This window comes from Kaistia defluvii (assembly GCF_026343955.1).
GTDB classification, from domain to species: domain Bacteria; phylum Pseudomonadota; class Alphaproteobacteria; order Rhizobiales; family Kaistiaceae; genus Kaistia; species Kaistia defluvii.
The window spans coordinates 165120-185621 of sequence record NZ_JAPKNI010000003.1 but is presented as its reverse complement, the minus strand read 5'-3'; the positions used below and the strand labels follow the sequence as shown (position 1 = coordinate 185621).

The following is a 20502-nucleotide window of genomic DNA, read 5'->3' as shown; positions in this document are numbered from 1 at the left end:
ACCCTCGAGCGGCAATGCTCGCCCTGATCGTGGCTTTGACGAGCCATGGCGCATACGCTGCCGACTTCATCGTGAAAACGACGACTGTTCCGAACATGAAGGCCGTGTTCGGGCAGGTTGAAAGCCGTATCGTGCTGCCGGCGCGGGTTCGCACCGGCGGCTCGGTGCGCGAACTGCGCGTCAGCCAGGGGGATGAGGTCAAGGAAGGCGACGCCATCGCCGTCATCGTCGATGACAAGCTCTCGCTCCAGCTCGACGCCGCCCAAGCCAAAATCGATGCTCTCAGTTCTCAACTCGACAATACCAAACTGCAGCTCGAGCGGGCGCAGCAATTGAGGGCAAGCGGCGCCGGTACGCAAGCCAGTCTCGATCAGGCCAGAATGCAGTTCGAGGTGGCGACCAATCAGGTCGTGGCGGCTCGGGCCGACAAGACCGTTATCGAGCAAAGCACTCGGGAAGGCACTGTTGTCGCGCCCGCCACAGGCCGTGTCCTGACCGTGCCGGTGACGCTCGGCTCGGTCGTCCTGCCGGGCGAGGAAATCGCGCGCATTGCTCCTGGCCCCTACTATCTGCGTCTTTCTCTGCCGGAGCGCCATGCGGCCGATATCGTGCAGGGAGCAAATGTCACAGTCGGCGAGCGCGGCCTGAAACGGTCGCCGGATCAATCCGAAACGAGGCTTCCGGGTCGAATCGTCAAGGTCTATCCGGAAATCGTCGATGGACGTGTCACCGCCGATGTCGAGGTCGCCGGCATCGGCGATTACTTCGTCAATGAGAGGACCCTCGTATCCATCCCGGTCGGCAAACGCTCCGTGCTTGCTGTGCCGCCGGAAGCGGTGCGGACGCTGCATGGGATCGACTATGTACGTGTCGCTGGAATAGGGGGCGCGATCGATGTGGCCGTCATCATCGGCGAGCGCTTCGAAGATGACGGCCAGCCCCGCATCGAAATCCTCACCGGCCTTCATGACGGCGATCGGATCGTGCTGCCATGACGCCGCCAAGACTTGCTCTCGGTCTGGCCGGTGGCTTGACCCGTGCCTTCATTGGCTCGCCGCTAACGCCGCTCTTCTTGCTGGCCGCCTTCGTCCTGGGGCTGGTTGCACTGGTATCGTTGCCGCGCGAGGAGGAGCCGCAGATCTCGGTGCCGATGGTCGATATCCGCGTACAGGCGAACGGCTTGAAGACCGAGGATGCGGTCAAGCTCGTAACCGAACCGCTCGAGACCATCGTCAAAGCGATCGACGGCGTCGAACACGTCTATTCCCAGACCGAGGATGATGGTGCGCTCGTCACGGCGCGGTTCAAGGTCGGCACCAATGCCGATGCCGCGATCCTGCGGGTGCATGAGAAGGTCCGGGCGAACATGGACCGCATCCCCGTCGGCATTCCCGATCCGCTGATCGTAGGACGCGGGATCGACGATGTGGCGATCGTCGTCGTTACGCTGCGGCCAACACAAGGGAGCGCCGGGCACTGGACCGCCAACGGGCTGACAAGGCTGGCGCGCGAGCTGCAGGTCGAGGTCGCCAAGCTGCCTGATATCGGCCTCACCTATATCGTTGGCGAGCAGCCCGAGCAGTTCGAAGTCGAGCCAGATCCGGAAAAGCTCTCGCTCTATGGCATCACCCTTCAGCAACTCGCCGCCAAGATCGAGGGGGCAAACCGTTCCTTCCGCGTCGGCACGGTGCGCGAAGGCGGCCAGCAGCGCGCGATTGTTGCCGGGCAGACGCTGCAGGAGCTCTCCGAAATTGGCAACATCCTTCTCACCGCGCGCGACGGCAGGCCCGTCTATGTGCGCGATGTCGCAAAAACGGTCCTTGCCACCTCGCCGGCGGAGGCCCGTGTCACTGATGTCCGTTCGACAGCAGATGGGCTGCAAAGGGTTCCGGCGGTTTCTCTTGCGATCGCCAAGAGGCCAGGCACCAATGCCGTGGTCATTGCCGACGATATCGTAAAGCGTCTGGAGCAGACCCGCGGCCAGATCTTTCCGAAGGATGTCGAGATGACGGTCACGCGCGATTACGGCGAGACCGCCAACGAGAAGGCGAACGAGCTTCTGTTCCATCTTGGGCTCGCAACCGTCTCGATCGTCCTCCTGGTCGCCATTGCCATCGGCTTGCGCGAGGCGATGGTGGTCGCGGTCGTCATTCCGATCACCATCCTGCTCACGCTCTTCGCGTCCTGGCTCATGGGCTATACGCTGAACCGTGTCAGCCTGTTCGCCCTGATCTTTTCGATCGGCATCCTGGTCGACGACGCCATCGTCGTCATCGAGAACATCGCCCGCCACTGGGCCATGCAGGACGGCCGATCGCGCAGCGCGGCCGCTGTCGACGCCGTTGCCGAGGTCGGCAACCCGACCATCGTGGCCACGCTGACCGTCGTAGCTGCGCTCCTTCCGATGTTGTTCGTGTCGGGGATGATGGGACCCTATATGAGCCCGATCCCGGCGAACGCTTCGGCAGCGATGCTGTTCTCTTTCTTCGTCGCGGTGATCCTTACGCCCTGGCTGATGATGAAGCTCGGCCGGAAGGAGGCAGTGGGCGGACACGCTCATGCGGCGGCCGATGGAGGGCGTCTCGGCAGAATCTACGCGATGGTCGCGCGGCCTGTCCTGCGGAGCCGCGCCCGGGCCTGGGCGTTCCTCCTGGTCGTCGGCATGGCCACGATCGCGTCGCTTGGCCTTCTCTACACCAAGCACGTCACGGTCAAGCTGCTGCCCTTCGACAACAAGACCAACCTTCAAGTAATCGTCGACCTGCCCAAGGGCTCTTCGGTCGAGGATACGGACCGGACATTGCAGCAAATGGTGGAGCGGCTGGGCGACATGCCGGAGATCGTATCCTTCCAGACCTATGCCGGAACAGCGTCGCCCTTCGACTTCAACGGACTGGTGCGGCACTACTACCTGCGCGCAGAACCGCAGCAGGGCGACATTGTCGTCAATCTTCTACCCAAAGGCGTGCGCGGCCGTGCGAGCCATGCGATCGCTCTTGATATTCGCAAGCGCATCGAGGGCCTTGCGTTGCCGCAGGGCACAGTAGCGAAAGTGGTGGAACCGCCGCCTGGCCCGCCTGTGCTGGGGACGCTGCTGGCTGAGATATACGGACCGGACGCCGAGACGCGTCGTGCCGTCGCCGGAAAAGTGCGCGAGGCCTTCAAGAGCGTGCCCTTCATTGTCGACGTCGACGACAGCTACCACAATCAGCCGCAGCGCATGCGCGTCGCGATCGATCAAGACAATCTCGAATATTATCGGGTCGAGCAGTCCGACGTCTATGACACGTTGCGTTATCTCCATGGCGGCACCACGGTCGGCTATTCGCATCGCGGCGGTGGCCGTCAGCCGATCCCGATCCGCATCGCCCTGCCGAAGGGTGAGAAGGTCATTGACGAACGCGCGCTCACCACGCCCGTTCCGGCCAACGCGCTGCCCGGCGGCCGGGGTGTCGTCGAACTCGGCGACGTCGTGTCGGTCTCCGAGCAGCCGGCATCGTATCCTGTGTTCCGGCACAATGGCCGAGCGGCGGAGATGGTCATGGCCGAGCTTGCCGGTGCCTACGAGGCGCCGATCTACGGCATGCTCGCCGTCAACGATGCGATTTCCAAGGCGGATTGGGGCAATGTTCCGAAGCCGGTGATCGCGCTGCACGGCCAGCCCGATGACGAAACCCGCCCGACCCTGCTGTGGGATGGAGAGTGGGAAGTGACATGGGTCACCTTCCGCGACATGGGCGCGGCGTTTATGGTGGCGATCCTCGGCATCTATATCCTTGTGGTCGCGCAGTTCGGCTCGTTCAAGCTTCCACTGGTCATCCTGACGCCGATCCCGCTCACCTTCATCGGCATCATGCTCGGGCATTGGCTGTTCGCGGCGCCGTTCACCGCGACCTCGATGATCGGGTTTATCGCGCTTGCCGGCATCATCGTGCGCAATTCGATCCTGCTGGTGGATTTCATCCGCCATTCCGGGGGGCAGGGCAGGCCAATGGTCGATGTACTGCTTGAGGCCGGCTCCGTCCGCTTCAAGCCGATCCTGCTGACCGCGCTCGCCGCGATGATCGGCGCGGGCGTGATCCTGACCGACCCGATTTTCCAGGGGCTCGCCATCGCGCTGCTGTTCGGTCTCGTCTCCTCGACGCTTCTCACGGTGCTCGTCATTCCGGCGATCTATGTGGCGCTGAAATGATCGGCGCTTGCATAGCCTCTTGAAAAATGGTCTAAATTGTAAGATAGTAATTAATTACTATCTTTGGGGTAACCGCTGATGCCGCGCTCGACCAACCTCTCAGCTCCGGAACGACGCAGGGTGACCGTCGAGACCGTCATCGATCTGGCGGCCGAACAAAACCCTGCGGACATTACGACCGGAGCGATCGCGCAGCGCATGGGTGTGACACAAGGCGCCCTGTTCAGGCACTTCCCATCGAAGGACGCCATTCTTCAGGCGGTTATGGAGTGGGTAGCGGAGCGCCTTCTGGCGCGCATCGACAAGGCCACGTCCGCGACGTCCTCTCCGATTGACGCACTGGAAGCGGCATTCTTCGCGCATATCGAGTTCATCATGGAACATCCCGGTGTGCCCAGGATGCTGTTCGGCGAACTGCAGCGCGCGGAGCAGACCCTTGCCAAGCAAATGGCGCATACTTTGATCCAACGCTACGGCGAGCGTCTCGGGCGGCTCATCGCGGACGGCAAGGAGCAGGGTGAATTCGCCGACACGCTGGATGACAAGGCCGCCGTAGCGCTCTTTATCGGGGCGATCCAGGGTCTTGTCATGCAATCCCTGCTAGTTGGCGATGTTGCGCAGATACGTGCAATCGCCCCAGGTGTTTTTGCGTTGTATCGGCGCGCTGTCGAGGTGCCGAGATGATCGATCGGCATTCCTCGGCGACGAAATCTCCCGTTCGCTCGATCAAGGCGACGTCAGCAAGGCGCGTCACCCCCATCGCAGATCATTCAATGACGCAGATTTACCTGGAGGCAGGTCGATGAAACTGCCTTCATTGCAGCGCCGCACACTGCTGCTCATTGGCGTTGGAGCTGTGACCGCGGCCTTGTTTGGCTATGTGGTCTTGCGCTCCGGCCCTCTCGCGCCGGTGTCCGTTACGACTGCCGTCGTTGAAGCCCGTTCGATTTCACCGGCGTTGTTCGGCATTGGCACTGTCGAAGCGCGTTTCTCCTACAAGATCGGCCCCACCAGCGCGGGACGTATCGGCAGGATTCTTGTTGACGTGGGTGATCAGGTTCGATCCGGCCAGACCCTGGCCGAAATGGACCCGGTAGACCTTGATGCCCGCATCGCGGCACTTGAAGCGGCGATCGGCCGAGCGGAAGCGTCGATCAAAGTCGCCGAAGCGCAGGTGGTCGATACCAGGACGCGCAAGGATTACGCACTTGCTCAGGCGAAGCGGTATGAAGAACTCTGGAAGACCCGCGCCGTGAGTGAGGTCGCAGTCGAAACGAAGCGGCAAGAGAGCGAGGTGGCGCAGGCCGCTCTCTCGGCCGCTCAGTCCAATCTTCTCGCTTCGCAGCAGGATCTCCATCGTAACCGCGCCGACCGTGACGGTCTGGTCAAGCAGCGGGAGAACCTGGTTCTGCTTGCGCCGGTAGACGGTGTCGTTTCTGCAAGAAAAGCGGAGCCGGGAACGACCGTGGTCGCGGGCCAATCGGTGGTGGAAATGATCGATCCAAAAAATCTCTGGATCAATGCCAGGTTCGATCAGATTGCCGCGACGGGCTTGCGGCGGGATTTGTCCGCCACGATCGCGTTGCGCTCACGCGCCGGCGAAGGATTACCGGGAAGCGTTGCACGGGTGGAAGTCCTTGCAGATGCGGTGACGGAAGAAAATCTTGCAAAGGTGAACTTCGACACGCTTCCCGTGCCGCTGCCCTCAATTGGCGAGTTGGCCGAAGTATCGGTCGCCCTGCCCGAGATCGCCGCCTCGCCGACCATTCCGAATGCCGCGATCCAGAACGTCGGCGGCAAATTGGGTGTCTGGAAGATCGAAGGTGGGAAGATCCGGTTTACGGCAGTCCAATTGGGCGCTGCCGACCTGGAAGGAACCGTGCAGGTTACGAAGGGTCTGAAAATTGGCGACGAGATTGTCGTCTACAGCGCCTCGAAATTGCTCAGCACGAGCCGCATTCGTGTCGCTGACAATCCGGCGGAGCTCCTCAAATGATCAGTCTTGCCGGACGCGACATTTTGCATTCCTGGGGGAAGTTTGTCTTCACGGGTGTCGGTCTGGGTCTGCTGATCGGTGTGACCTTCACCATGGCAGGCGTCTATCGGGGGATGGTCGATGACGGCAAGGTGCTGCTCGACAATAGTGGCGCCGATATGTGGGTTGTCCAGCAGAACACGCTCGGTCCGTACGCCGAGTCCTCGAGCATTAACGATGACATTTACCGCATGATCCTGGCGATCCCCGGAGTCGAGCGAGCGGCCAACGTGACTTATCTTACGATGCAGGTCCGCAAAGGTACCTCCGACGTGCGATCCATGGTGGTGGGCGTTGCGCCAGGGGACATGGCGACACCTGGCCGACCGCCCTTCCTTGTCGCCGGGCGGCACATCACGCGCAGCCACTACGAGGCGGTTGCCGATGTCGCCACAGGTTTTTCTCTGGGAGACAGGATCGTTGTCCGAAGGAACCATTTTACCGTTGTGGGTTTGACGCGACGGACGGTGTCGTCGGGCGGCGACCCGATGGTCTTCATCCCGCTGAAGGACGCGCAGGAAGCGCAATTCCTCAAGGACAACGACTCCATTGTCCGTCAGCGTCGGCGCACCAGCGAGAATCCCGAGTTCAATCGGCCGGGCGTTCCCGGCTTGCTGGACGCCATCATCGCCTCGCAAAACAGCAACCCTTATGTGAATGCCGTTCTGGTGCGCACCAAACCGGGATACGACCAGGACCGGATCGCGACAGACATCGCACGGTGGAAGCGGCTGACGGTCTATACGCGCCCGCAGATGGAGGAGATCCTGGTCGGCAAGCTGATCGCCACCTCGGCCAAGCAGATTGGCATGTTCCTGGCGATCCTTGCCGTTGTCAGCGCAGCGATCGTCGCTTTCATTATCTACACCCTGACAATGGACAAGATACGCGAGATCGCGGTGCTGAAGCTGATCGGTACCCGCAATCGCACGATCGCGTCGATGATCCTGCAGCAGGCGATCGTGCTTGGGCTGATCGGCTTCGTCGTTGGCAAGATTACAGCGACCTTTGCAGCGCCATTGTTCCCAAAGTTTGTCCTTCTTCTTTCCGCCGATACGATCGTCGGCGTTATCGCCGTCATCGCCATATGCGCGCTCGCCAGCATCGTCGCGATCCGGATGGCGTTGAAGGTCGACCCTGCCGAGGCGATCGGTGGCTGAGATGGGCGGCGGGATCCTGATCGAGAAAATCCGGAAGCGATATGGCAGCGGCTCCACCGCCGTCGATGCTCTCAAAGACGTCAATATGCGGGTCGCGCCCGGCGAGGTCGTCGGTTTGATTGGACCGTCGGGTTCTGGAAAGAGTACCTTGCTCAAAGCTCTGGGGGCGGTCATCGACCCGAGCGGTGGACGCATGACTCTCGGCGACGAGCTGATCTATGACGATGGATGGAAGATCCGCGATCTGCGCGCGTTGAGGCGCGACAAGATCGGCTTTGTCTTCCAGGCGCCTTACCTCATTCCCTTTTTGGACGTGACCGACAATGTCGCCCTGCTTCCCATGCTTGCCGGCATCCCAAATCATGAATCACGCCAGCGCGCGCGAGAGCTTCTAAAAGCACTCGATGTCGAGCACCGAGCCGATGCGATGCCATCGCAGCTCTCCGGCGGCGAGCAACAGCGCGTTGCCATCGCGCGCGGATTGGTCAACCGGCCGCCTGTCATTCTTGCCGACGAGCCGACCGCCCCACTCGACAGTGCGCGCGCGTTGACCGTGATCCGGATCCTCAACGACATGGCTGTCAAATTCGGAACGGCGATCATCGTCGTCACGCACGACGAAAAGATCATCCCCACCTTCAGGCGCATCTACCACATCCGCGACGGGGTCACCCACGAAGAAGCAGGCGAAGGGCGCGGCTTCGACGCAGGCCCGTGAGAACGATTATCTTTCCGCTGCAACGATGGCGGTGTTTGCTGACCGGAAGCTGACGACAATTCCTACCGATCTTCAGTAGCCCGTCAGTCCCTCTGTGCATGATTTCCTCCATCGACAACACAGCCCAGGAGCATAAATCATGAGAAAGACATTGGCAGTGCTTGCATTGCTCGCGACGCTTCCGGCAACGGCCGCGTTTGCTGGAGAAGTGTGCGAGGTTCCGCCTCAGAAGAGGCAATCCTTCGAAGCTCTCGGGAAGCTTGCAGGCGACTTCGGATGGACCATCGACAAGATGAAGATCGATGATGGTTGCTACGAACTTCGGGTCACTGACACCAGCGGAAACGTCCTCAAGGTGAAGATCGATCCCGCAACGCTCGAGGTCGTCGATGGCAGCGTCAAGCGCTTCGGCGATGGCAGCGCCGTCGGCACGTCGCTGGAGACGGAAACGGACTAGCGGCGGTTGCGCAGCAAGTCGGCTTGGCCTCGAAGCTCTTCATCGAGGTACATCGATGGGCGATGCCGGGTCGCCCGGCGGGCGAGCGATCTTGGTGTTGATCGCAGACCCTCCGGGCCCCGGTCATCGCTCAACGGCCGGGGGCCGTAAAAGACGAAAGGGGTTCCAATGGCCGATCGTATCTTGAATCAATCTCGAATTAGAATAATTCTAAACTGATAGCCTTCTGCATTTTCCCACCATCACGGAACGAGGTTGCGTCGACGCGGCATCGTTCCCGTTGCACACACGATCACTGCCCGGAGCACTATCCATGCGCGCCCTTCACAAGGAAAATCATCTCATCGAACGCATAGGCTGGCTTCGGGCGGCTGTACTGGGCGCCAATGACGGCCTGATCTCGACGTCGAGCCTGATCGTCGGTGTCGCCGCGGCGACCAACGCCTCGCATGAGATTCTTGTGGCCGGTGTTGCCGGACTCGTAGCCGGGGCGATGTCGATGGCGGCGGGCGAATATGTGTCCGTCAGCTCGCAGGCCGATACCGAGGAAGCCGACATGGCGCGGGAGCGTCACGAGCTGGCGACGCAGCCGGAGGCCGAACTGGCCGAGCTCGCCGCGATCTACGAGCAGCGCGGCGTGGCCCCGGATCTGGCCCGGCAGGTTGCCGAACAGATGATGGCGAAGGATGCCTTCGAAGCCCATGCGCGGGACGAACTTGGATTGGCGAGCCATGTGATGGCGAGACCGGTTCAAGCCGCGCTGACCTCGGCGGTCACGTTTGCGGCGGGTGCGGCTTTGCCGTTGATCGTCGCCCTGCTTGCGCCGTCCGGAACGGCTGCATGGACCGTATCCCTTGCTTGCCTCATCGGTCTTGCCATCCTCGGTGCGATCGGGGCTCGCGCCGGTGGTGCCAGCATCTGGAAACCGACCATCCGGGTGGTGTTCTGGGGCGCGGTCGCGATGGCCTCGACCGCATTGATCGGCTCCCTGATCGGCCGGGCGGTGTGACGATGAAACGCGTGTCGTTCGATTTCCAGACCGTCATGTCGGCAATTGCGGTCCTCGGGATGATGCTGGCCGTCGCCGGGACCTGGCCGCCGGCGGAAGGCCTTTCCATTCTAAGATCTCCCGGTCTGGCGATGGTCTATTTGGCCGGAGGGCTTCCGGCCACCTGGAGCGCCCTGACGGCGTTGTGGCGCGATCATATCCTAGACATCGATCTGCTGATGGTCGTCGCGGCCGTTGCGGCGGCCATCGTCGGGGCGCCGTTCGAAGGCGCGGTGCTGCTGACGTTGTTCAGCGTGTCGACCACGCTCGAACATCAGGCTTTGGGACGCGCACGCCGGGCTGTTGAGGCGCTCATGGCGCTCCGGCCGGAGACGGCTTTCCGCAAAAGGGACGATGGCACCGTCGTGGAGGTTCCCGCTGCGGAGCTTGCCGTCGGCGATGTGGTGGTGCTGCGTCCGGGCGCACGTGTGCCGACCGACGGTGTGATCCTGCATGGCCGCAGCGGCATCGACGAGGCCAACATCACCGGTGAATCCATGCCGGTCTCGAAGGAGCCGGGCGACCAGGTCTTCGAGGCGACAGTCAATCTTGACGGGGTCCTTGACATGACCGTCACCAGGACGGTCGGCGACAGCACGATCGCGCGCATGATCCAGCTCGTCACCGAGGCTCAGGAAGCGAAGGCGCCATCCGAGCGCTTCAGCGCGTGGTTCGGCCAGCGTTATACCGTCGGCGTCCTGCTGGGCTCCGCTCTGGCCCTTGCGGTCTTCTATTGGCTTGGCCGCGACTGGGAGCAGGCCCTCTACAAGGCCGCGACGCTGCTGGTCGCCGCCAGTCCCTGCGCGATCGTCATATCGGTCCCGGCTGCGATCCTGTCGGCGCTCTCTGCCGCGGCGCGAGGCGGCGTGCTGTTCAAGGGGGGCGGTGCGCTCGAAATGCTCGCCGCTGTCGATACCTTCGCGTTCGACAAGACCGGGACCCTGACCAATGGACGTGCAGAGGTCACGCGCATTGTCGCCCTGGATGGTGAGGATCGCCGTTTCCTTTCGCTTCTTGCCGGACTGGAAGCGCATTCCGAGCATCACATCGCTGCCGCCATCCGTCGTGAGGCCCTGGTTCATGGCGTTGAGCCGGCAGTGGTCGTGGACGTGACGTCGCATCCGAGCGCCGGCATCGTCGGCTACGATGCCTTCGGCCCGATATGGGCCGGTAACGCTCACCTCGTCGAGGACATGGGCGCCTCCGTCGATGATCCGGCGTTCCGGGAACTCGCCGACAGTTCTCAGACCGTGGTCTATCTCGGGCGCGGTGCGACCGTTCTGGGGGCGGTCAGTGTTGCGGACGAAGCAAGAGCCAGCTCAGCCCCAGCGCTGGCCGCGCTTCGCACCGGTGGCGTCAACCGCATCGTCATGATGACCGGCGACCGCAGGCCGGTGGCGTTGCGCATCGGCGCGGAGCTCGGCCTTGCTCCCGACGAGGTTCATGCCGAGATGCTGCCGCAGGACAAGGTGCTCCAGGTCGGCGACCTCGCGCGTGATGGCAAGGTCGCTTTCGTCGGCGATGGCGTCAACGATGCCGCCGCATTGGCTCGCGCCGACGTCGGCATCGCGATGGGAGCGGCGGGGTCGGACGTCGCACTGCAGGCCGCCGACGTCGCCCTGTTGTCGGAAGACATGAAGAAGCTGGCCGATGCGCACCGGCTGGCACGGCGGACGGCCGTCATCATCCAACAGAATCTCGTCGTCGCGATCGGCGCCATGCTGCTGCTTGTGACTGGCGGTCTGTTCTTCGACCTGCCGCTTCCGCTCGCGGTGATCGGACACGAGGGCGGTACCGTTCTGGTTGTGATGAACGGTTTGCGCCTTTTGTCCGACAAGATCCGCAGCGGTGATGGAAGTGCTGCCGTTCAACGCCGGCCCGATCCTCCATCTTCTGACAGCGAGGCGCTTCGAACTCGGGCCGCATCGCCCACCTCGCCATGAACAGGTCCGGCGTGGAATGCTCGACGCCAGTTCGATTGCGGCCCCCGGGCTCACCGCCAATTGAAGGAGCGGACCGAGATACACCTTCCGATTAGTGCGTCTGGCGGCGGGCGCTCGCCGCAATTGTTTTATATCCCCTTCCACATTTGATCTACGACAACGTTGCTCGAAACGAGCTTGCATAGATTTGAGAACGCAATAGGAGACCTCAACCATGTACTTGCTGATCGTCATGCTAGTGGCGTTGGCTGCTTTTGCGGCTGTTGTTTTTTATCCTCGAAGAGTCAGCGCTCATTGCGACACTATGGACGGACCGACTGTCAAGGATGGAAAGCTGGCACTGGAGCGCAATGATCTCAACTATGCACTGAAGTGGATTGCGGCCGACGATACCGAAGAGTTGCGCAAGATTTTTGCCCAGAGCATCAAGGTGCGCGCGCTTGGACCAGATGCTGAGGATTTGGCTGACCGGTTCTTCCTGGAGAGCCTAGTAAGAATCCACCGCGCCGGCGAAGGCGCTCCCTTCGAGGGCCTGAAGCCCTCCGGCACGCCTGTCGATGAGAAGATCGTCGTAGCCGATAAGTGTGTAGAGACTGGGGTCCTAGGCCCGTTGATTGAGCTAGTCGCTCCTAACGCCGTCGATGAGTTGAAGCATCGGTTTGCAAAAGTGATGAGCCTCAAAAACTACGATCCTGACGACGTGGACGGCGGGCGCGCTTATGTTCAGGCATATGTAAGTTTTTTCAAGTTCGCGGAGGGTGAGGATCATGATCATCATAGACACGATGTTCATGGGTTACATCATCATTAGGCCGGTCGGCTCGCAGGCGCACTGTTGCCATCGCTATCCGCCGTGAGCACGACGATTGTCGTTGGGTTCGCCCTCATGCTCGGCGCCATCCTTGGTGCCACAGTACATCGCTGGATCTTCTTTGTTATAAGGATCCAATCTTGGTCAATGTGTCCGACGCTGATGCCGGGTCAATTCGCGCTGGTCACCCGTGTATATAGCGAAAGGTCGATTGCGCGGGGACACATTGTTGTTGCCGCTTCAGATGAGCTCGGCTTGATGATCATCAAGAGGGTTATCGGTACACCCGGAGACGTAATCGACATTGATGGAAGCGGTCGTATCAAGGTCAATAATCTTGTTCTCGTTGAACCTTATATCGAAACGTGGGCGGGGCCGGCTGGCACCTTCATCGTTCCGCCACAGCATGTTCTCCTGTTGGGTGATAATCGATCCCAGTCCATCGATAGCCGGCAGTGGCAGCGACCATTCCTCCCCGTGACAGCAATTCGAGGGCGTCTGGTTTTCAAAACTCGCCGTTGCTGAAGTCAGAAACCACCCGCTCCGCCAGGCTCTGCTGTAGATACCTACCGGAGGAACGCCTAACGCACCAACAGCTCACTTTCTCCCGCATCCGGAGGGCATGGCTCAGTTCAAAGAGGGGGCTTTCGGGCCGCAAATTGCAGGCGAAATCTTTTATTTTGGACATGGCCGAGATTTTGAAAGGTCGCAAATGTTAACATTAACTTCACTCGGCGCAGCAGGAACCGTAACCGGGTCGAAACATCTCCTGACACACGACGGCCACCGCATCCTTATCGACTGCGGGCTGTTCCAGGGGCTCAAGAACCTGCGTGAGTTGAATTGGGAGAAGCTTCCGGTTCATCCGGGGGCGATCGACGCGGTCATCCTGACGCACGCTCATCTCGACCATTCCGGATACCTGCCCCGACTCGTCAGGGACGGTTTTCGTGGCAGCATCTACGCAACGGAGGCGACGCGGGACGTTGCCGAGTTGATTCTAATGGACAGTGCCTTTCTGCAGGAGAAAGACGCCGAGTTCCTGAACAGACATCACCTGTCGAAGCATACCCCCGCCTTGCCCCTCTATGGTGCGCAAGACGCACGGCGGGCCATTGAGCAATTTTCGATCGTGCCATTTGGCAAGACTATTTCTCTGCCCAATGGCCTGACGCTGCGCTTCCGACACGCCGGCCACATCCTAGGCGCCGCGCACGCCGAGATTCATTGGGGCGGCCGCAGCCTGGTTTTCTCAGGTGACATCGGGCGCTACGACGATGCGCTGTTTCCCGATCCCGTATCAGATGGGAGCCCGACTATATCATGGTCGAATCAACCTATGGCGATCGGGTCCATCCGGCGGAGGATCCGGCCGAGGCGCTCGGCGCGATCGCGGAACGCACCGTGAAGCGTGGCGGCACGCTCGTGATACCGGCCTTTGCCGTCGGCCGGGCCCAACAGCTTCTCTACTATTTCTGGAGACTGAAGCGGGCAGGGCGCATCGCCTCCACGCCAATCTTCCTCGATAGCCCAATGGCTATCGACGCAACAGAGATGATGTGCCGACACCCGCGCGAACATAAACTCGACCATGCGACATGCCGGGAAGCCTTCGGTATCGCCCAGTATACCAACGATGTTGAGGCTTCGAAGGCAATCACGGCGAACCGATACCCGAAGATCGTCATCGCTGCCTCCGGCATGGCGACGGGAGGGCGCGTGTTGCACCATCTCAAGACATTTGGCCCCGATCCGAGATGCACGATCCTGCTTTCCGGTTTCCAGGCTCCCGGAACACGCGGGCGTACGCTGGAGCAAGGGGCGAAGGACCTCAAAATCCATGGCAATTGGGTGCCGATCAATGCAGAGGTCGCACAACTGGACATGCTCTCGGCTCATGCCGACAGCAATGAGCTGATGCGTTGGCTCTCTGGCTTCAAGCGCGCGCCCCGGCGTGTGTTCATTGTCCACGGCGAGCCGGAAGCTTCCGAGGCGCTCCGTGTCCGGATCGAGCGCGAACTGCGCTGGCCGAGTGTGGTGCCACGGCAGAACCAGGAGTTTCACCTGTAGCGGCCGGCGTTGGATGACGGGTGCCTCGATCTCACTTGCGCCAGATCAAGAAAGTTCCTTTGCCAATGGCGTATCAGGGGGAAAATGAAGGATCGGATCGTGGTCAAGGCACAAGAACTACCCTCGAGTTTCCGCCATGTGCGTTTGGCTCTCGCACGCGGCAAAGATCATCCGGAGGGAGATCGGGAAGAAGGCTATGATCTTCTGGTTCCGCTCAACCACGAAGGGTTCCTTGATCCGCTCGAATGGAAGAAATCTCGGGACGCCTGTCGCGTCCGACATTTCCGGGATGGTGAGACGGTCCGCATCGGGCTGTTGCGGCGCAAGCCCGGCGGGCAGTGGTATTTCGATTACGAGCCGGGTGATCGGGACGACGAGATCGGTTTCCGCCTGGCCGAGGAGTGCTTCCGTCTTGGCGAATACATCTCGGTCGGGCGGGAAGGCGCGTTTGTCACCTATCAGGTCGCGCGCGTCGAAAAGCCCTGACGCCGGGGCGAAATTGCAGAAAAAGGAGAAAGAACCTTGTCGAATACACCTCACACTCTTGGCGACGAATTCCCAGACCAGATGGACGCCATTCATGCCCTGAAGGCGAAAAGCCCGGAGTTTGCGCATGTTTTGACGGAATATGACGCGGTGAACGACAAGATTCATCGGTCCGAGACACGTCTCGACGCCATTTCCGAAGCAGCCGAGGCCGATCTGCGCCGCCAGCGGCTGATGTTAAAAGACAAGATCGTGGCATCGCTCCGCAACGCGTGAGGGGACAGCGCGGCCGCGCTTGGCTGCCCCGCTTGCATTACCCGATTTCGGGGAGATCTGCGACGCCACTCTCCCCGAAACCGTCGCTTACAGCCGACCAGACCGGCCCATTAAGGCCCAAGTGTGGCCGCATGCCCGGCCGCAATCTCCCCTTCAATTCACGAACGGCCAAGATACAGAGACGCTGCCATGCCGGCCGCAAGGCCGAGCACGCTAAGGGCGCCGACGGGCCCGCCGATCCTTGAGCCTCCGACCCATGCCGCCATCACGGCTTTGACAAGTGTATTCATGGCCACGGCGATCAGGATCGCATCTGCCGCAAGACCGGGCTCGATCGAATGCGACGCCAGGCGGGCCATGGAGATCGAAATCGCATCCACATCGGCGATGCCCGAAGCGGCGGCTGTCACCAGGACGCCGGCATTTCCGAATGACTGTTGAAGCAGATGCGACACCACCATGACCACGGTGATGAGCGTCCCCATTTTCAGGGCAGGCACCAATTCCAGCGGGTTGGTGATCGTAAGGCCCAGCTGCTCAGAAGAGTCGCGACTCTGCATTAGTAGGAGCCCGGCGCCGATGGCGAGCACGCCACCGCCGATGAGCAACGGCCATTTGAGATGCGGAATCAAGCTTGGGTTCAAGGCCGTCGCCACGACTGCAACGCGGATGATCATGGTCAAGCCGGAAAGAAGCACGCCGCAGGAAAGCAGCGTGCTGGACTCCGGGTGCCGGCGGGCAAGCCTTGCCAGGGTCAAGGTCGTCGCTGTCGAAGAGGCGAGGCCGCCCGCAATTGCCGTCATCAGGACGCCAAGGCGGTCCCCAAACACGCGGACGGCGACGTAGCCGGCGAAGGAGACCGCGGCGATCAGGATGGTCAGCAACCAGATCTCATATGGATTGACGGTGCCCCAGGGATCGACCGGCCTGTTCGGCAGGATTGGCAGCATGAGAAAGGTCATGGCCAGAAGCGTCAGGCCCGACCGGATCTCATTCCAGCTCAGCGATGCGACCCAACGATGCAACGGCTCGCGCAGGGCAAGCAGCACAGCCGTGGCAACAGCCCCGGCGATGGCGGCTGCAAGGTCGCCGACGACGGCAAGCGTTCCCAACAGGAACGTGGCTATGCCGGCGATGACGGATGTCGCGCTGTAATTTCGTTCGGCCCGCGCTTCGAGCCAGTGGTAGGAGGCGAATGCCGCGGTGAACCCGAGGAAGACAAGACCGATCACAAGGCCTGAGTCGAATTGCCGGGCCAAAGCGCCGGTAATGCCGCCAGTGAGACCGGTCAGCGCGAACGTTCGTAGACCTGCCGCGCGCTGATGGTCTTCCTCGTTGCGGGTATGCCATCCACGCTCCAGGCCGATCAGCAGACCGATCGAAAGAGATACCGCAAGGCGGCTGAGCAGGGCGTCAGTGTCCATAGTCTCCGGAGTTGCCTTTCAGCATCTGGCATCGAATGTTGATGATGATTTGTCTATGAAGAACCTTGCCTCAAACCCGTCAATTCTGCCGCTCGCGGGAGATTGGAGTTCTATCCGTCCATTTGTTCCGGCAGCGATGGTCCGGGCGATGGCGAGTCCGAGGCCGGCCCCCCGCACCAGGGCCTGACCGCGCTCGAAGGGCTCGCTCAGCCGCGCAAGCACTGCGGGAGGCACGACCGGGCCGGCGTTCGTGACGCGCAGACAGCCGTCTGCCGACAAGGTGACGGCGACTGGCTCGTCCCGCACGCCATATTTGAGGGCGTTTTCGATCAGGTTCCGGGCCAGGATGGCGAAGGCGTCGGCGTCGATGCTTGAGAATACCGGAGCGTCTGGCAGCGTCAGGTCGATGCGCCCTGCCATCTCGACCTGCCCGTCGAATTCGCTCACGACCATCCGCAGGATGGCGCCGATGTCGACAGGCACTTCAGCGAAAAGGCGTCCCCCCTCGGCTCTCGCCAGTTGCATGAGTTTCTCGGTGAGGCGAGAAAGGCGCCGCAGGGCGGTCTGCATATCCTCGGCGCGCTCGCGCGTGGCGGTGTCCGGCGCTTGCGCGATCATGCGTTGCGCCTGTGCCAGTGCTGCCGCCACCGGTGTCCGCAGCTCATGGGCCGATTTGGCCGCCAAGCTGCGCTCGGCCTGCAAGGTGCGCGTTAATCGGTCGAGGAGGTGATTGACTGCTTTGGCGACGGGGCCAATCTCGGAAGGCAGGTCCTCCGCGTCGATGGGTGTCAGATCACCGCCGCCGCGCGCCTCGATCTGCGAGCGGAAGGTTCGAACCGGGGTCATGGACAGCCGGACAATGACCCAGATGCCGATCAAGCCGAGTGGGACAATGACGGCCAGCGGCAGGCTCAGCCCGAGCAACAATCGTCCGGCGGTTATCCGGCGATGCGACAGGGGCTCCGCGATGGTGATGGTCAGGTTCTGCTGGAGGGTCGCGTCGGAGTAGAGGCGGTGCGTCGGCGTCGTGGCAAAGCCCATCCCGGAAAACGGCGGGAATGCAGCGAGGTCGGCGCTGTGCGATCGCAGCAGAACCTTGTCTGACGCATCGCGCACGACATAGGTGAAATACTCATCATGCTGGCGGAGCGTGGCAACGCGCTGTTCGGTGTCATCGGCATCGCGCCCGATGATCTCGATCGCCGCAAGCGGCAGGATGCGTTGCGCCGTCTCTTCAAGGGCGCTGTCGAACACCTCGTCCATTTCATGGCGCAGCATCTGCGCGGTCACGACTGCGGCAAGCGCCCACAACACGGTTAGCCCCAGCCCCAGCCATAGCGAGAGCCGCCATTGCAGGCTCCTGGGCCGCATCATCTTGCTATTCCAAGACGATACCCGATGCCCCGCACTGTATCGATCGCGCCGTGGCCGAGCTTCTTGCGCAGTCTGCTGACGTGAACCTCGATCGTATTGCTCTCGACCTCTGCGCCGAACGCATAGAGCCGGTCTTCGAGCTGCGCCTTGGTCATCGCGATGCCGGGCCGCTGCAGAAATGCTTCGAACAACGCCCATTCGCGCCCGGTAAGCTCGACCGGGCGCGCACCGTGCATCACGGTCCGGGCGGCGAGATCGATGCGCAGGTCGCCGATCTCAATGAGAGGATTCGGGTTGCCGCTATATCGCCGCGCCACGGCATTCAGCCGCGAGGAGAGTTCAGACAGATCGAACGACTTGATCATGTAGTCGTCGGCACCGGCATCGAGGCCCGCGATGCGGTCGGAGATCTGGTCGAGCGCCGTCAGGATGATGACCGGTGTCACACTGCCCTCGGCTCGAAGCTTTTTGAGAAAGGCGATGCCCAGTCCGTCCGGGAGCATAAGGTCGAGCAGGATAAGATCGTATGCCGCGCTTTGGAGATGTTCGCGCGCCGCATCGAGCCGTGTCACCCAGTCCACCGAGTGGAGAGCCGCGACCTGCTCGCGCACGGCCTTTCCGAGGATTGCATCGTCTTCGATCAGTAGAACTCTCATCCCAAGGTCACCCGTCTCGCCATCCTCCTGCCTAGCGTCCGATGCTGTCGGTTTGCTGAAGACCGCCCCATCGCTGCTTCAGGCGTTCGTCAGGAGAGCGTGCCATGGTTCCCCCCGAAAGCGCGTTGATCAGGAACAATGAAACGATGAAACATTTGCTGGCCGCGATCCTCGTTCTGGCGTTTTCCGGTCCCGGTATCGCCAAGGCTGACGACGACGATTGCCATGTCTCGATGGATCGATGGAAGCCGCGGGAAGCGGTCGAAACGATGGCCTCCGGTCAAGGCTGGACCGTTGCCAGGATCAAGATCGACGACGGCTGTTACGAAATCCGGGGAACCGACCGGAACGGCCTCACCTTCAAGGCCAAGGTCGATCCGGAAACCCTCGAAATCGTCAAGTTCCGGCACAGGGATCGCGATGACGACCGTCACGGATCGAGGCGTCAGCGGCTGCCGGCCTCGGAGAACGACGCCGCAGGCGGGACATCCTCCAACACCCTGCTCGGGACGACCGTGCGGCCCAAAACCACCATCAAGTAACAATCCCATCTCGCTGTCGCTCAAGCACTGCGACCGTCGCAAGGAGATTCCGCCATGCCTCATGATCCGGCCCGTTATTCCAGAAGCATGATCGTCATCCACTGGCTGACGGCCCTGCTGATCCTCGGGGCCTGGCTGACCTCGACGGGAGGCCGTCATATGGCCGAAAACCCGCCCTTGCTGCATTTCTCGTTCGGGTTGGCCGTGCTCGTCCTGGTGCTTCCGCGCTTGATCCTGCGCCTTGTGGGCGCAACCCCGGACGCGCCGCAGTCCAATGGCCGTCTCGCCCTTGCCGCCAAAGCCGGACATGCGCTGCTGTATCTGTTCCTCATTGCCCTGCCGTTGAGCGGCTGGTACGCCGCCTCGCGCCTCGGTGTTCCCGTTTCCTTCTTCGGCTTCCAGCTTCCGGCGATCACCGAGCGGGTGCAGGGCGCACCGGGCCTGATTGCGGACATTCATGAGAATGCCGGCACGATCATCCTCTACCTCGCCGGACTGCATGCCGCGATGGCGGTCTGGCACCAGTACGTCCTGCGCGACGGGACGTTGCAGCGGATGTCCCCGCGCTAACGCGGCGGCAGAATCACGCGCCCGAGCGGAGCGTGGCTGGCTGCCGACTTGTTCAGTCCCCGGAGCTTTCGCGGCTGGCCTGCCAACAGGCCGGCCGCTGCTCTATCTGCTGTGGACCTGACCGTGTCCGATGCTTCCTGACGAAGTGCTGACGGAAAATCCCGATGACCGTCAGGCAGCTCTCAGGCGGCGTTGCCAGAGTGACGAGGACGGGTCGGCGCTCTGTGACGACCCGGATATCGTTTCCTCGCAGAAGGCAAGCCGACATGAAATCGCTTCTCGCAGCTCTCGCCATGACAACCGCCCTCACGCTGCCGGGCCTTGCCATGGCCCGGCCGGTGACATTGACCACAACGCTGACCAACTATGGCGGCGACGGCGCCTATCTCGCGCTCTATGTCACCGATCCCCAGGGCAAATATGCTGGCACGCTCTGGGTCGCTGGCGGCAAGTCCAAATATTACGAGCATCTATCGGGCTGGTATCGCGCCACTGGCGGCCGCGCCGGTATCGACGGCATTACCGGCGCCAGCGTCGGTGCGGGGCGCACGCTGGAGATCTCGCTCGACCTTGCCGATGCGCTTTTCGACGCAGGTTACACGCTGCATGTCGACGCAGCCGTGGAGGACATGCGTGACAGCCCCAACGAGGTCGCCGTTCCCCTGACCACTGCGGGCGCAAAGGCGTCTGTTCGCGGTCGACGCTACGTTTCGACCGTTGCCTACTCCTTCTAGGCGGTG

Annotated in this window: 21 protein-coding genes; 18 read left to right on the top strand and 3 right to left on the bottom strand. The window is 61.8% G+C overall.

The window, feature by feature from the left end:
• Window positions 1-14 precede the first annotated feature (14 nt).
• The 15 genes from OSH10_RS08890 (at window position 15) to OSH10_RS08825 (ending at window position 15196) form a co-directional block, all read left to right on the top strand.
• Window positions 15-995, top strand: coding sequence for an efflux RND transporter periplasmic adaptor subunit (locus OSH10_RS08890; protein WP_029075245.1), 981 nt, complete (start codon window positions 15-17; stop codon window positions 993-995).
• The gene (locus OSH10_RS08885) at window positions 992-4192 is read left to right on the top strand and encodes an efflux RND transporter permease subunit (RefSeq protein ID WP_029075246.1); all 3201 of its coding nucleotides are present in this window, start codon (window positions 992-994) and stop codon (window positions 4190-4192) included. Before OSH10_RS08890 ends, OSH10_RS08885 begins: the two co-directional genes overlap by 4 nt.
• Before the next feature lie 120 nt (window positions 4193-4312).
• The gene (locus OSH10_RS08880; protein ID WP_425402352.1) at window positions 4313-4876 is read left to right on the top strand and encodes a TetR/AcrR family transcriptional regulator; all 564 of its coding nucleotides are present in this window, start codon (window positions 4313-4315) and stop codon (window positions 4874-4876) included.
• Window positions 4877-4994: 118 nt separating this feature from the next.
• Complete coding sequence (locus tag OSH10_RS08875; RefSeq protein WP_029075248.1) at window positions 4995-6188, top strand: efflux RND transporter periplasmic adaptor subunit; 1194 nt, start codon at window positions 4995-4997, stop codon at window positions 6186-6188.
• Entirely contained in the window at window positions 6185-7387 is a 1203-nt protein-coding gene (locus OSH10_RS08870) for an ABC transporter permease (RefSeq protein ID WP_029075249.1), read from the top strand. Before OSH10_RS08875 ends, OSH10_RS08870 begins: the two co-directional genes overlap by 4 nt.
• A 1-nt stretch (window position 7388) precedes the next feature.
• On the top strand, window positions 7389-8105 hold the full coding sequence (locus tag OSH10_RS08865) for an ABC transporter ATP-binding protein (protein WP_029075250.1): 717 nt from the start codon (window positions 7389-7391) through the stop codon (window positions 8103-8105).
• A gap of 139 nt (window positions 8106-8244) precedes the next feature.
• Entirely contained in the window at window positions 8245-8562 is a 318-nt protein-coding gene (locus tag OSH10_RS08860) for a PepSY domain-containing protein (protein WP_213332549.1), read from the top strand.
• 313 nt (window positions 8563-8875) lie between these two features.
• Window positions 8876-9571 (top strand): VIT1/CCC1 transporter family protein, encoded by a 696-nt coding sequence (locus OSH10_RS08855; protein WP_266331334.1) that lies wholly within the window; start codon window positions 8876-8878, stop codon window positions 9569-9571.
• 2 nt (window positions 9572-9573) lie between these two features.
• Entirely contained in the window at window positions 9574-11553 is a 1980-nt protein-coding gene (locus OSH10_RS08850) for a heavy metal translocating P-type ATPase (protein WP_084639938.1), read from the top strand.
• Window positions 11554-11767: 214 nt separating this feature from the next.
• Window positions 11768-12364, top strand: a complete 597-nt coding sequence (locus tag OSH10_RS08845) for a DUF6448 family protein (RefSeq protein WP_051231290.1) — start codon at window positions 11768-11770, stop codon at window positions 12362-12364.
• Between the two features lie 42 nt (window positions 12365-12406).
• A complete protein-coding gene (gene lepB, locus OSH10_RS08840; protein ID WP_084639939.1) occupies window positions 12407-12889 on the top strand; it encodes a signal peptidase I in 483 nt (160 codons plus the stop codon).
• A gap of 97 nt (window positions 12890-12986) precedes the next feature.
• Window positions 12987-13772, top strand: a complete 786-nt coding sequence (locus OSH10_RS22990) for an MBL fold metallo-hydrolase (protein ID WP_456077682.1) — start codon at window positions 12987-12989, stop codon at window positions 13770-13772.
• Entirely contained in the window at window positions 13688-14434 is a 747-nt protein-coding gene (locus OSH10_RS22985; protein WP_456077681.1) for an MBL fold metallo-hydrolase RNA specificity domain-containing protein, read from the top strand. Before OSH10_RS22990 ends, OSH10_RS22985 begins: the two co-directional genes overlap by 85 nt.
• A gap of 84 nt (window positions 14435-14518) precedes the next feature.
• Window positions 14519-14920 carry a hypothetical protein gene (locus OSH10_RS08830; RefSeq protein WP_035830971.1) on the top strand — a complete coding sequence of 134 codons (402 nt, stop codon included), beginning with the start codon at window positions 14519-14521 and terminating at the stop codon, window positions 14918-14920.
• Between the two features lie 36 nt (window positions 14921-14956).
• Entirely contained in the window at window positions 14957-15196 is a 240-nt protein-coding gene (locus OSH10_RS08825) for a YdcH family protein (RefSeq protein ID WP_023513018.1), read from the top strand.
• A gap of 158 nt (window positions 15197-15354) precedes the next feature.
• On the opposite strand, the gene OSH10_RS08820 is transcribed toward OSH10_RS08825, so the two are convergent.
• From OSH10_RS08820 to OSH10_RS08810, 3 genes are read right to left on the bottom strand one after another with little or no spacing between them, the layout of a single operon-like run.
• Complete coding sequence (locus OSH10_RS08820) at window positions 15355-16620, bottom strand: MgtC/SapB family protein (RefSeq protein WP_029075254.1); 1266 nt, start codon at window positions 16618-16620, stop codon at window positions 15355-15357.
• Window positions 16621-16638: 18 nt separating this feature from the next.
• The gene (locus OSH10_RS08815) at window positions 16639-17994 is read right to left on the bottom strand and encodes an ATP-binding protein (protein WP_029075255.1); all 1356 of its coding nucleotides are present in this window, start codon (window positions 17992-17994) and stop codon (window positions 16639-16641) included.
• Window positions 17991-18650, bottom strand: coding sequence for a response regulator transcription factor (locus tag OSH10_RS08810; RefSeq protein WP_266331331.1), 660 nt, complete (start codon window positions 18648-18650; stop codon window positions 17991-17993). The genes OSH10_RS08815 and OSH10_RS08810 overlap by 4 nt, the downstream gene beginning before the upstream one ends.
• A 146-nt stretch (window positions 18651-18796) precedes the next feature.
• Between OSH10_RS08810 and OSH10_RS08805 the strand changes: the two genes are divergently transcribed.
• The 3 genes from OSH10_RS08805 to OSH10_RS08795 all read left to right on the top strand — a co-directional run bounded on the left by OSH10_RS08805 (window position 18797) and on the right by OSH10_RS08795 (window position 20496).
• Window positions 18797-19192, top strand: a complete 396-nt coding sequence (locus tag OSH10_RS08805; RefSeq protein WP_156911937.1) for a PepSY domain-containing protein — start codon at window positions 18797-18799, stop codon at window positions 19190-19192.
• Window positions 19193-19246: 54 nt separating this feature from the next.
• Complete coding sequence (locus OSH10_RS08800) at window positions 19247-19762, top strand: cytochrome b (RefSeq protein WP_029075257.1); 516 nt, start codon at window positions 19247-19249, stop codon at window positions 19760-19762.
• Window positions 19763-20028: 266 nt separating this feature from the next.
• The gene (locus tag OSH10_RS08795; RefSeq protein ID WP_029075258.1) at window positions 20029-20496 is read left to right on the top strand and encodes a DUF2271 domain-containing protein; all 468 of its coding nucleotides are present in this window, start codon (window positions 20029-20031) and stop codon (window positions 20494-20496) included.
• The last annotated feature ends 6 nt before the right edge of the window (window positions 20497-20502 follow it).